Genomic DNA, 11,469 nt, shown 5'->3' with positions numbered 1-11,469 from the left:
TTCCCATCGGATTAATAGGTTATTCTGATGGGATGTCGCGCGAACTGACCATCACCCACCTGCGCAGCATCGTCGCCATCGCCGATACCGGCGGGTTCGGTCGCGCCGCGACGCGCCTCCACGTCTCGCAATCGACCGTGAGCCAGCACATTCGCCTCCTCGAGAAGACGATCGGCAGACCAGTGGTGGAGCGCGAGGGCCGCGGCCCCCGATTCACCACGGACGGCGAGCAGCTGCTCGGCGAGGCCCGCCGCATCCTCGCGGTGCACGACGACGCCCTCGCGCGCCTCGAAGTGCGCGACTGTGCACCCGCGCGCCTTCAGGTGGGCGCTCGCGCCTGACCCACCCGGGTTCCCAGTGTTGAATGGAGTCGTCATGACCGTGCTGATCTCTGCCGCCGACCTCAGGGGCCTCCTCGCGAACGCCGAGCCCCCGCGCGTCCTCGACGTGCGCTGGTCGCTCGACCAGCCGAACGGGCTGCCCGCCTACCTCGCGGGCCACATCCCCGGCGCCGCATACGCGAGCCTCGAGGACGAGCTCTCGCTCAAGGGCGACCCCACCGACGGCCGGCACCCGCTGCCCACCCGCGAGGGACTTCAGGCGGCGGCCCGCGCCTGGGGGCTCAACTCCGGCGACGCGGTGGTGGTCTACGACGCCGGCCCCGGCTTCGCCGCGGCCCGCGCCTGGTGGCTCCTGCGCCACGCCGGGGTCGCGGACGTACGGATCCTCGACGGCGGCCTGGCCGCGTGGGTCGAAGGGGGCGGACCGGTCACGGTGGGTCAGGAGACCCCGCCCTTTGGCGACGTCGAGCTCGACTGGGGCCACATGGACGTCGTCGGCCTCGACGACGTCGAGGCGTTCGCCGGCAGCCTCCTCGATGCGCGCGCGCCCGAGCGATACCGCGGCGAGATCGAGCCGATCGATCCCCAAGCCGGCCACATACCAGGCGCGATAAACGTGCCAACTGCCGGCAACGTCGGGCCGGATGGCAGGTTCCTGGGCCGAGAAGAACTCGAGGCACGTTTTGCGAACGCCAACGATGGGCGCCCGGTGGCCGTGTACTGCGGCTCCGGCGTCACGGCCGCTCACCAGATCGCGGCGCTCGAGGTCGCAGGAATCCGAGCGGCGCTCTACCCGGGATCGTGGTCGCAGTGGTCCACCCTTGGGCTGCCGGTCGCCGTCGGCGAGGCGCGAGGGTGACAGACGAGCCGTTCCCCACTCTCACCGACGTCATCGGTGGGACGCCGGTGGTGCGCCTCGCACGGCTCGCGCCCCCGGACGCAACGGTCCTCGTCAAGCTCGAGGGCGCCAACCCGGCCGGTTCGGTGAAGGACCGGCCGGCGTTCGGCATGCTGGCCGACGCTGCCGCGGCCGGGCTTATCGCCCCAGGTGATCTCCTGGTTGAGGCCACGAGCGGAAACACCGGAATCGCGCTCGCGGCCGCCGCCGCGGCGTTCGGGTATCGGCTCGTGCTCGTGATGCCGGAGAACGCGTCGCGCGAGCGTGTTGGCCTCATGGGGGCATACGGGGCGCGCATCGTTCTCACCCCGAAGGCCGCAGGGATGGAGGGCGCGCGTGACGAGGCCAACCGCATCGCTGAGGAGGAGCACGCGATCCAGCTCAACCAGTTCGCGAACCCCTCGAACCCCGCGGCGCACTACCGGGCCACCGCGAACGAGATCTGGGAGCAGAGCCGCGGGCTCGTCACCCACTTTGTGAGCGCCATGGGCACCACCGGCACCATCATGGGCGTCTCGCGAGCGTTCCGGGAGCAGGGGACGGGCGTTCGCATCGTCGGCGTGCAGCCCGGCGCGGGCGAGTCGATTCCCGGGATCCGGGCCTGGCCGCCCGAGTACCTTCCGGCGATCTTCGATCCGACCGCGATCGACGAGGTTCGCGAGGTCTCCAGCGCCCGGGCGCTCGAGACCATGCGCGCGCTCGCCCGCGAGGAGGGCCTTGCGCTAGGGCCGAGCAGCGGCGGCGCGATCGCGATCGCGATCGACGTGTCCGCAGAGAATCCAGCGTCCGTTGTGGTGGTGGTGGCACCCGACCGCGCGGACCGCTACCTGTCCGCAGGTTTGTTCGACTGACCCTGCCTGGCTACGGGCCGCAGCTGCCAGGCTCGAGTTCCCCCCATGTCGAGTACTGATACTCGGTGTGAGTGCCATTCGGCGAGGACACCCACACGCACCAGTGATCGCCGTCGCTGCCGACGAGCCCTCCAAAGCTGATGGTCGGCTGGAGCAGCACCAGCGCGTCGGCGCCGTCCCCGTAGCCCAGCTGCACTGCGGACCCGAAGGCGGTGGCCGTCGGCAGCAGACCGGCGTGGTCTTGGGCCGCAGCCGAGATCTGGACCCCGAGGTCCGTGACCGACTGGCGCGCGGCCAGGTCAGCCTCTTTCTTCTTCTGGTCGAGGAACACGGGGATCGCGATCGCCGCGAGGATGCCGATGACGATCAGGATGACCGCGACGGCGCCGATGACGATCGCGGCTATCGTCCCGCCGCTCATCTTGGACGCGGCAACGGGCTGAGCGGCGGCCGACGGCGTAGGGACCCCGGGCGCGACGTGCGCGGTCCACTGAGTGCCATCCCAGTACCGCAGATGTGCGGGTTGTGCGGGGTCCGTGTACCAGTTGGGCGGGGGCGTAGACATCGCGATCAGCAGCGCCCGTCCGTGACGGCGACGATCGCGACCTCAGTTGACCGTTGAGCCACTGATCACCAACTTCTTGCCCAGGAAGTACAGGTCGTGGCGCGATCCGGTCCAGAACTTCTCGCCCGTGTTCGCCGTGATCTTGGAGGACTTGATCGTGAGGGTTCCGCCGCGGTTGTTGCTCACGTAGAACACGCCGGAGCCGCCGGCTCCCACTTTGTTCTTGCTGATGGTGGTCGAGGTGATGGTGACCGATTGGCTGCCGCCGTCGAAGTACACGCCGCCGCCGTTGCCGCCCTTGCCTGAGGACGCCCCGGTGCCCGTCGCCGTGTTGCCCGTGATCGTGGACCCGGTGATCGCGAGCGGCGCGTTGAGCGAGGAGACGGCGCCGCCGTTCGCGCACTTGTTGCCCGTGAACGTGCTGTTCTTGATGGTCACCGTGTGCAGCATCCCTACCGCGCGAACCGCGCCGCCCCCGGCGTCGGAGTGCGCCGTGATGCACTTGTTGTTCGTGAAGGTCACGTGGTCGATCGTGAGCCAGTTGCCGCGCATCGCGATGGCCCCGCCGCCGCCCCCGCCGCCCACGCTGTCCAGCCCCGCGGGCGTCTTGGTGGCGTTGCCGTTGATCATGGTGAGGTTCTTGATGGTCACGTGGAGGTACTTCTGGGTGTCGCAGCGACTCGTGATCCAGCCGAGGTCCTCCTCGCACGAGTTCTGGTAGTAGATCCCGAACTTGCCGCCGCCGGAGAGCGTGACCTTGTTGCCGCCGTCGAGTGTCAGCGTGGTGAGGGTCTTGCCGCCCTGCCATGCCGGCTTGCAGTTGTGCGTGTTGCACGTGCGCAGCGTCTTGGTGATCGTGATCGTCACGGGGTCTGGCCCGCAGTTGAAGCTGATCTTCCCGCCCGTGAGGACCGCCTTGTACAGAGCCGCCTCCGTACAGGATGCCGGGGTCCCCGTGCCGACCACCTTGGTGACCACGGAGGCCGTGGCCGTCCGCAGCCCAGGCGCGGCAGCGTCGGACATGGGGGCGAGGCCGAGCGTGAGTGCAAGGGCGAGAGCCGCCCCTGCGGCAACCGTGCGAACGCGAGCAGACATGGGGGCACCCTAGCCCAGGACGGACAAAGCGGACCCTGGAAGTGACCAACCCCATTCCGGGGCGCCGCGAGCGCATGGGACACTTAGCGCCATGACCATCGACCTCGGCGGGCTCAGCCTCGATGAGGCGGAACGCGAGATCTACGCCAGCATCGTCGCCCGCAACCCCGAGCATGACTTTGACCCCAAGATCGGCCGCGTCCGCGAGGTGTGCGCGCTGCTCGGCGACCCGCAGAAGGCGTTTCGCGTCATCCACATCACCGGCACCAACGGCAAGACGTCCACGGCCCGCATGGCCGAGTCGCTCGTGCGCGCGCATGGCCTGCGCACGGGGCTGTTCACGTCGCCGCACCTGACCACGGTTCGCGAGCGGATCCAGATCGACGGCGAGCCCATCAGCCAGGAGGCGTTCGTTGCCCTGTGGCTGGACGTTGCGCCCATCATCTCCCTGGTAGACACCCGTTCGCAGGAGAGCGGGGGCCCGCGTCTGAGCTTCTTCGAGGTGTTCACCGTGCTCGCGTTCGCCGCCTTCGCCGACGCGCCGATTGACGTCGCGATCATCGAGGTGGGGATGGGCGGCGCGTGGGATGCCACCAATGTGGCCGACGGCGACGTCGCCGTGATCGCGCCGGTCGCCATGGATCACGCCCAGTTCCTTGGCGACACGATCGCCCAGATCGCCAGCGAGAAGGCGGGCATCATCAAGGACGGCGCGGTCGCGGTGGTCGCGCGGCAGGTCGAATCCGCCTACGAGGTGATCGAGGCGGCCGCGGCCGAGCGCGGCGCCACCGTGGAGTGGGAGGGTGAGCAGCTCGAGCTCGTGGACCGCATGCCCGGCGTCGGCGGCCAGCTCGTCGCTCTGCGCACGCCCGCCGGCACCTACGCCGACATCTTCGTTTCCCTCTACGGCGAGCACCAGGCGCACAACGCGCTGCTCGCTCTCGCCGCGGTCGAGGCCCTTTTGGCCGACGGCGGGGCGCCTCAGGCGCTCGACGCCGCCACCGTTGAGGCCGGGTTTGGGACTGTCACCTCGCCTGGGCGGCTCGAGGCCGTTCGCACCTCGCCGATGATCCTCGTGGACGCGGCGCACAACCCGCACGGCATCGACGCGCTCGCGGAGGCGCTCTCCGAGGCGTTCGCGTTCTCCTCGCTTGTGGGGGTCGTCGGCATCTTGGGCGACAAGGACGCCGAGGGCATCCTCGCGGGCCTCGAACCGGTGCTCGATCACGTGGTGATCACCACCGTTGGCAGCCCCCGCAGCCTGCCGGCAGAGGAGCTGGGCCCGGTAGCGGTGCGCGAGTTCGGCGAGGATCGGGTCACCGTGGTGCCCAAGCTCCCCGACGCCATCGACACTGCCGTGGCCATCGCCGAGCGCGACGACGACATGGGCGCCGGCGTCCTCATCGTCGGCTCCGTGATGCTGGTGGCGGAGGCGCGGATCCTGCTCGACGCCGACCGCCGCAAAGGCGCCGGAAGGGCGCGGTGAGGGCGCGGTGACCGAGCAGGACGCGACGGCGGAGTTTGCGCCCGGATATAAGGCGCTGCGCTCCGCGAAGCTGACCTTCACGCAGGCGATCCTCGGGCTCGAGGCGCTCGCCGCGCTGTTCGCCACGCTGCTCGTCGTGGGAATGTCGAACGCGGGCGTGGTCAAGGCGAGCGCGGGCGCCATCTGGGGGCTCGGGCTGTGGCTCACCCTCATGCTCGGCTACGCCGCGGGCCAGCAGAAGAAGCCGTGGGGCGTGTGGCTTGGTTGGGTGCTGCAGGCGCCGCTGATCCTCGGATTCTTCATCGACCCTGCTATCACCATCATTGGGGTCATCTTCTTGGCGCTGTGGATCGCGGCGCTGCGGATTGGCGGTCGCATCGACAGCGAGCGCGCGGAGCGCGACGCCGCGGTGGCCGCGCAGCGCGACGAGACTCAACACGCCGAGACCGAACCCGAGGAGACCCAGCCATGAGCGGCTTCCTGTGGCGCATGGCCGGCGCCCTCGTGGCAGGCGTGATCGGGCTGAGCATGCTGATCTGGGGACTCGAGCTCATCGCGATCGCGTCGCTGCAGGCGGCCGCGATCGGCACCCCGGCGCAGCCCGGCACGGGCACGTACCTGCTGATGTTCCTGGGCCTCGTCGTGGTCAACCTCGCCACGTTCTACGCGCTCACCCACTGGAGCCGGTACCTGCGCGAGCACCCCAAGACCAAGCAGTTCCCCGTGGCGATCCTCGTGGGCGTGCTCGTGCTTGCGGGCGCCGCCATCGTCTTCGGCGTCGCGACGCACTCCACGTGGATGGGCGAGCAGGAGGCGGCGACTCTTGTCCCGCGGCAGGGCTTCGTCGCCTACGAGGTGGTGTTCGCGACCGTCGTGATCGCGACCCTCGTGCTGCTCGCCGTGCGCTGGTCTCCCGGCTACAAGCGCCGCCCCATCGAGGACTGACGGGCGCTAGGCCAGGACCACCGACTCGACCTCGAAGCCCTCGAGTGCCGCGCGGCCGCCCAGCTCGGGCAGCTCAAGCAGGAACGAGAAGCGAACGCTCGCTGCGCCTCCCGCAATGAGCATCCGCGCCACGGCGCCAGCCGTGCCGCCCGTGGCGAGCACGTCGTCGACCACGAGGATGTGCTTTCCGTCGATGCCGTCGGGGGACACCACAAGGTCCGACGCGCCGTACTCGATCGTCGCCGACCCCTCGAGCAGCTCGCCCGGCATCTTGCCCTTCTTGCGGACCATCGTCATGCCCACGCCCAGGGTCTGCGCCACCACGGGCGCGAAGATGAAGCCCCTCGCGTCCACTCCCGCAACGAGGTCCACGGCCTCTCCACCCACCGGCATGAGCTGGATGCAGGCCTCGCGGAACGCCTCCGGGCTCGCGAGGATCGGCGAGATGTCGAAGAAGAGGATGCCGGGCTCTGGAAAGTCGGGGAACGTCGCGAAGTCGTCGAGCGTGATCACCCGACCATCGTGCCATCCCGTTACCAGCGTCGGGCGCCGGTAGGCTCGCCCCATGACGGAACGCACCCTGGTCCTCGTGAAGCCCGACGGCGTTGCCAGGGGGCTCAGCGGCGAGATTCTGCGCCGCGTGGAGGCGAAGGGCTACACGCTCGTCGCGGTCGAGCTGCGCACCGCGACTCCCGAACTGCTCGCGGAGCACTACGCCGAGCACGTGGGAAAGCCGTTCTACGGACCGCTCGTGGAGTTCATGCTCTCCGGCCCGACGCTCGCGATAGTTGCCGAGGGGGACAGGGTTATCGAGGGGTTCCGTTCGCTGGCGGGGGCCACTGATCCCACCACCGCGGCGCCCGGCACCATCCGCGGTGACCTTGGCAGGCAGTGGCCCGTCACCGTGCTGCAGAACCTCGTGCACGGGTCGGACTCGGTCGAGAGTGCCCAGCGTGAGATCGGCATCTGGTTCCCGGGGGTGGAGGCATGAGCGACGACGCCAACAGCGGGGCGCCCAAGCGCCGCGGCGAGAACTTCGAGTTGCGCCTCGAGCGCGGCATCTTCGCCACCCGGTGGCTGCTCGCGCCCGTCTACGTGGGACTCGTGGTGGGGCTTGGCGTCGTCGTCGTCACGTTCTTCGTCTCGCTGTGGAACATCATCGCTGCGCTGGACTTCTCGCTCGGCGGAGCCGGGGACCTTCCCGACACGGCGACCACCCCGGAGGACGTCACTGTCGCGATCCTGTCGCTCGTCGACATCGCGCTGATCGGCAACCTCATCCTGATCGTGATCTTCGCGGGCTACGAGAACTTCGTTTCCCGCCTGAGCATCGCCGACGAGCACGTGGACAAGCCCGCGTGGATGGGCCACGTGGACTTCAGCGGCCTCAAGATGAAGCTCATCGGCTCTCTCGTGGCGATCTCCGCGATCCTGCTGCTCAAGGACTTCGTCAACGCCGGGGACCCGAACAAGCACGTCGACTATCACGCCGTCGGTTGGCAGATCGGCATCCACCTGACCTTCGTCTTCTCCGGCCTGATCTTCGCGATCATGGATTACTGGGGCGCCAAGCGGCTCAAGGTGCTCGCCGAGCTGCACTCGTCCGATGCCGCCATTGCCGAGCCCTTCGACCCCGACGCCGCGTGACCCCTAGAGTTTCCCCGTGCACCTCAAAACGCTGACGCTCAGGGGCTTCAAGTCCTTCGCGTCGGCGACGACGCTCGAGTTCGAGACCGGCATCACCTGTGTGGTGGGGCCCAACGGCTCCGGCAAGTCCAACGTTGTGGACGCTCTCGCGTGGGTCATGGGCGAGCAGGGAGCCAAGACCCTCCGCGGCGGACAGATGGCCGACGTCATCTTCGCCGGCACCGCCGGGCGCGCCCCGCTCGGTCGCGCCGAGGTCTCGCTCACGATCGACAACACCGATGGCGCGCTGCCGATCGACTACACCGAGGTGACGATCACGCGCACGCTGTTCCGCTCGGGCGGCTCAGAGTACGCGATCAACGGCTCGCAGTGCCGCCTGCTCGACATTCAGGACCTGCTCTCGGATTCCGGCCTGGGCCGCGAGATGCACGTCATCGTGGGCCAGGGGCAGCTGGACGCCGTGCTCCGCGCGACCCCAGAGGAGCGTCGCCACTTCATCGAGGAGGCCGCTGGCATCCTCAAGCACCGCCGCCGCAAGGACAAGGCGCTGCGCAAGCTCGACGCGATGCAGGGCAACCTCACGCGCATCCAGGACCTCACGGCCGAGATCCGCCGTCAGTTGGGGCCGCTTGGGCGCCAGGCGGAGGTGGCCCGCCAGGCGCAGACCATCCAGATCGAGGCGCGCGACGCTCGCTCCCGCCTCCTCGCCGACGACATCGCGCAGCTGTCCGACGCCCTGGAGCAGGAGCGCGCCGACGAGACGGCCCTGCTTGAGCGCAGGTCGGTCGTGGAGGCCTCGCTCGCCGAGGCGAGGGGTCGGCTCGCCGAGCTCGAGCGCGCGTCGGCCGAGGCGACCCCGCGCGCTCACCAAGGCGAACGACGTCTACTACCGCCTGAGCGCCATCCGCGAGCGGCTGCGCAACCTCGAGACGCTCGCCCAGGAGCGGCTGCGGATGCTGGGCACCACGGTCACCCACGAGACGCCGGCAGACCTCGTCGACCTCGACGAGCAGCTCGCCCGAGCTCGCGCCGCGCAGGCCGAGCTCGACGCCGAGGTCGCAGCCGCGCAGGCCGCGCTCGGGGTCGCGGAGGCGTCGCGAGCGGAGCGCGAGCAGGTGGCGCTCGCCTCCGAACGGCACCTCGCCGACCTGCTGCGTTCGGTCGCCGATCGCCGCGAGGGCGTAGCCCGCCTCGCGGGGGACGTCGCCGCGAGGCGCTCCCGCGTCGAGTCGACGGAGGCCGAGATCGGCCGCCTGCGAGAGTCTCTCGCCGCCGCCGAGAGGCGCGCGCACGAGGCGAGCACTGAGTTCCAGCACGTCGAGACATCTGTAGCCGATGTCGAGGAGGGCGAGGAGGACCTCGACGAGGCGTACGAGGGCGCCACCGAGGCTCTTGACAGTGCGCGGACGGAACTCGCCGCACTGCGCGACACCCTCAACGCGGCGATGCGCGACCGCGACTCGTGGGCCGCCCGCGCGGAGGCGCTCGAACTTTCCCTCACCCGCAAGGACGGCGCGGGCGCCCTGCTCGCCTCCGGATCCAAGGCCGTGCGCGGCACGGTGGCCTCGCTCATCGAGGTGTCCGGCGACGCGGAGGACGCGATCGCGGCCGCGCTCGGCGGCCTCGCCGACGCGCTCGCCGTCGACTCGGTGGAGGCCGCGGTCGACGCGATCCGGTGGCTGCGCGACGAGGACGCCGGCCGCTCACGATTCCTCGTAGCCGACGCGACCGCGAACCCAGCCAACCCCAAGGTGACGCTCCCCGCGGGAGCCCAGTGGGCGTCGGACCTCATCAGCGGGCCCGCGGGCATCGTGGACACCGTGCGCGCGCTCGTGTCCGGCGTGGCCGTGGTGGACGACCTCGCGGCCGCGCGCGCGATCGTGTCCGCGCATCCGGACGTCGTGGCCGTGACCCGCAGGGGAGACCTGCTTGGCTCACGCAACGCCTCCGGCGGCGCGGGAGACGCGCCGAGCGTGCTGCACATGCAGGCCGCGCTCGACGACGCGCGCGCCAAGCGGGACGCGGCGGTGGCCGAGCTCGAGAAGACGCAGTTCGCCATCCGCGCGGCCGAGGATGCCGAGGTGAGCGCCCGTACCAGGCACGATGTTGCGCTTGAGCGCCTCAACGAGTCCGACGCGCGCATGGCCGCCGTCGCCGAGCAGCTTGGACAACTGGGCGCGCAGGCCCGCGCCGCCAAGGCGGAGGCCGAGCGCCTCACGTCCCAGGTCGAGGCCGCGCTCGCCCGCATGGAGACCGATCAGACGGAGCTCACGAGCCTCACGGAGCGCCTCCGGGCCGCCCAGGCGCAGCCCGAGCAGACGGAGGCGGAGACGGCAGCCGCGCAGACTCAGCGCGACGAGGATGCCGCCACGGCGTCGGCCGGGCGCGCGCACGAGACCGAAGCGCGCCTCGCCCTGCGGACGGCGGAGGAGCGGGCGAGGGCCCTCTCGGCACGGGCGGAGAGCCTCGAGCGCGCGGTCATCGCCGAGCGCGACGCGCGCGCCCGCGCGGAGGAGGCGGCCGCGCGCCGGGAGCGCCAGGCCCAGGCCGCGCGAGAGGTCACCGAGGGCGCCCGCGAGACGCTCCCGCTCATCGACGCCGCCGTGCAGCGGGCCGACGACGCGCGCGCAGAGGTGGAGGCCGCCCGGAGTGAGCGCGCGGGCACGCTCGCGGACGTCAGACGGCTCGTCGACGAGTACGGCGCCGAGCACGCGCGACTCACCGACGACGCTCACAAGGACGAGGTGGCCCGCGCGGAGCTGCGCGTTCGCCTCGAGCAGCTGCGCCAGCGCGCCGTCGACGACCTCGGCACCGACCCGGACGAGCTCGTCAAGGAGTTTGGGCCGCACGTTCCCGTTCCCAGCCTCGAGGAGGGTGGTGACGCGCAGCCGTTCGTCAGGGAGCAGCAGGAGAAGCGCCTGCGCACCGCAGAGCGCGCCATGTCGCAGCTCGGCCGCGTCAACCCGCTCGCGCTCGAGGAGTTCGCCGCGCTCGAGGAGCGCCACAAGTTCCTCACGGATCAGCTCAGCGACATCAAGAAGTCGCGCGAGGATCTGCTCACGATCGTCAAGGAGATCGACGAGCGCGTGGAGCAGATCTTCGCCGAGGCGTTCGCGGACACGTCGGCGCAGTTCGAGAAGATCTTCCCCAGGCTGTTCCCCGGCGGCACCGGACGGCTGGTCCTCACCGATCCAAGCGACATGCTCATGACCGGGATCGAGGTCGAGGCGAGCCCCGCGGGCAAGAAGGTCAAGCGCCTGTCGCTGCTGAGCGGCGGCGAGCGGTCTCTCACGGCGGTCGCGATGCTCGTGGCGATCTTCAAGGCGCGCCCCAGCCCGTTCTACGTGATGGACGAGGTCGAGGCCGCGCTCGATGACGTCAACCTCGGCCGCCTCCTGGAGATCTTCCGCGAGCTGCGGGATGACTCCCAGCTGATCGTCATCACCCACCAGAAGCGCACCATGGAGATCGCCGACGCGCTGTACGGCGTCACGATGCGCGGGGACGGCGTCACCACCGTGATCAGCCAGCGTCTGAGCGAGGAAACCGCCACCGCCTAGGCGTTTCGCCCCGCCGGGTTGCGTTATCGGCAAACCTGGGTGACGATGGTTTTCAATCCATTTGTCCGTATTTCGCGCGTT

11 protein-coding genes and 1 pseudogene are annotated in these 11,469 nt (G+C 70.2%); 9 read left to right on the top strand and 3 right to left on the bottom strand.

Annotation, left to right across the window (positions count from 1 at the left end; translation table 11 throughout):
• Positions 1 to 32: 32 nt before the first annotated feature.
• From NVV57_01265 to NVV57_01255, 3 genes are read left to right on the top strand one after another with little or no spacing between them, the layout of a single operon-like run.
• Positions 33 to 341: a LysR family transcriptional regulator gene (locus NVV57_01265; GenBank protein MCR6711384.1), complete on the top strand. Its 309-nt coding sequence runs from the start codon at positions 33 to 35 to the stop codon at positions 339 to 341.
• A 34-nt stretch (positions 342 to 375) separates the two neighbouring features.
• Positions 376 to 1,200, top strand: coding sequence for a sulfurtransferase (locus tag NVV57_01260; protein MCR6711383.1), 825 nt, complete (start codon positions 376 to 378; stop codon positions 1,198 to 1,200).
• Positions 1,197 to 2,090: a cysteine synthase gene (locus NVV57_01255; protein MCR6711382.1), complete on the top strand. Its 894-nt coding sequence runs from the start codon at positions 1,197 to 1,199 to the stop codon at positions 2,088 to 2,090. The genes NVV57_01260 and NVV57_01255 overlap by 4 nt, the downstream gene beginning before the upstream one ends.
• A gap of 10 nt (positions 2,091 to 2,100) precedes the next feature.
• Here the strand turns inward: NVV57_01255 and NVV57_01250 are convergent, their stop codons facing one another.
• Both NVV57_01250 and NVV57_01245 read right to left on the bottom strand, forming a co-directional pair.
• A complete protein-coding gene (locus NVV57_01250) occupies positions 2,101 to 2,655 on the bottom strand; it encodes a DUF2510 domain-containing protein (GenBank protein MCR6711381.1) in 555 nt (184 codons plus the stop codon).
• A gap of 42 nt (positions 2,656 to 2,697) precedes the next feature.
• Positions 2,698 to 3,750 (bottom strand): hypothetical protein, encoded by a 1,053-nt coding sequence (locus NVV57_01245; protein ID MCR6711380.1) that lies wholly within the window; start codon positions 3,748 to 3,750, stop codon positions 2,698 to 2,700.
• Between the two features lie 91 nt (positions 3,751 to 3,841).
• On the opposite strand from NVV57_01245, the gene NVV57_01240 reads away from it, so the two are divergent.
• The 3 genes from NVV57_01240 to NVV57_01230 are packed head-to-tail and all read left to right on the top strand — an operon-like array spanning position 3,842 to position 6,181.
• Positions 3,842 to 5,236: a bifunctional folylpolyglutamate synthase/dihydrofolate synthase gene (locus NVV57_01240; GenBank protein ID MCR6711379.1), complete on the top strand. Its 1,395-nt coding sequence runs from the start codon at positions 3,842 to 3,844 to the stop codon at positions 5,234 to 5,236.
• Positions 5,237 to 5,243: 7 nt separating this feature from the next.
• Complete coding sequence (locus NVV57_01235) at positions 5,244 to 5,708, top strand: DUF4233 domain-containing protein (GenBank protein ID MCR6711378.1); 465 nt, start codon at positions 5,244 to 5,246, stop codon at positions 5,706 to 5,708.
• Complete coding sequence (locus tag NVV57_01230) at positions 5,705 to 6,181, top strand: hypothetical protein (GenBank protein MCR6711377.1); 477 nt, start codon at positions 5,705 to 5,707, stop codon at positions 6,179 to 6,181. The genes NVV57_01235 and NVV57_01230 overlap by 4 nt, the downstream gene beginning before the upstream one ends.
• Positions 6,182 to 6,187: 6 nt before the next feature.
• Here NVV57_01230 and NVV57_01225 read toward each other — a convergent pair whose 3' ends face one another.
• Positions 6,188 to 6,694: an adenine phosphoribosyltransferase gene (locus NVV57_01225; protein ID MCR6711376.1), complete on the bottom strand. Its 507-nt coding sequence runs from the start codon at positions 6,692 to 6,694 to the stop codon at positions 6,188 to 6,190.
• A gap of 52 nt (positions 6,695 to 6,746) precedes the next feature.
• Here NVV57_01225 and ndk point away from each other — a divergent pair, with 52 nt between their 5' ends.
• The 3 genes and pseudogenes from ndk (at position 6,747) to smc (ending at position 11,388) form a co-directional block, all read left to right on the top strand.
• Positions 6,747 to 7,172 carry a nucleoside-diphosphate kinase gene (gene ndk, locus NVV57_01220; protein MCR6711375.1) on the top strand — a complete coding sequence of 142 codons (426 nt, stop codon included), beginning with the start codon at positions 6,747 to 6,749 and terminating at the stop codon, positions 7,170 to 7,172.
• Entirely contained in the window at positions 7,169 to 7,828 is a 660-nt protein-coding gene (locus NVV57_01215; GenBank protein MCR6711374.1) for a YqhA family protein, read from the top strand. The genes ndk and NVV57_01215 overlap by 4 nt, the downstream gene beginning before the upstream one ends.
• A gap of 16 nt (positions 7,829 to 7,844) precedes the next feature.
• Positions 7,845 to 11,388, top strand: a pseudogene (gene smc / locus NVV57_01210) (chromosome segregation protein SMC).
• Positions 11,389 to 11,469 lie beyond the last annotated feature (81 nt).

It is taken from the genome of Demequina sp., from assembly GCA_024707205.1.
In the GTDB taxonomy this organism is placed as follows: domain Bacteria; phylum Actinomycetota; class Actinomycetes; order Actinomycetales; family Demequinaceae; genus Demequina.
Note: the sequence above shows the minus strand (reverse complement) of the source record. Positions and strands in the feature narration are given on the sequence as shown.

Bases quoted from the DNA above. Each gene is read 5' to 3' on its own strand.
- NVV57_01265 (MCR6711384.1), top strand. From the start codon at position 33: ATGTCGCGCGAACTGACCATCACCCACCTGCGCAGCATCGTCGCCATC.
- NVV57_01260 (MCR6711383.1), top strand. From the start codon at position 376: ATGACCGTGCTGATCTCTGCCGCCGACCTCAGGGGCCTCCTCGCGAAC.
- NVV57_01250 (MCR6711381.1), bottom strand. From the start codon at position 2,655: ATGTCTACGCCCCCGCCCAACTGGTACACGGACCCCGCACAACCCGCA.
- NVV57_01245 (MCR6711380.1), bottom strand. From the start codon at position 3,750: ATGTCTGCTCGCGTTCGCACGGTTGCCGCAGGGGCGGCTCTCGCCCTT.
- NVV57_01240 (MCR6711379.1), top strand. From the start codon at position 3,842: ATGACCATCGACCTCGGCGGGCTCAGCCTCGATGAGGCGGAACGCGAG.
- NVV57_01230 (MCR6711377.1), top strand. From the start codon at position 5,705: ATGAGCGGCTTCCTGTGGCGCATGGCCGGCGCCCTCGTGGCAGGCGTG.
- ndk (MCR6711375.1), top strand. From the start codon at position 6,747: ATGACGGAACGCACCCTGGTCCTCGTGAAGCCCGACGGCGTTGCCAGG.
- NVV57_01215 (MCR6711374.1), top strand. From the start codon at position 7,169: ATGAGCGACGACGCCAACAGCGGGGCGCCCAAGCGCCGCGGCGAGAAC.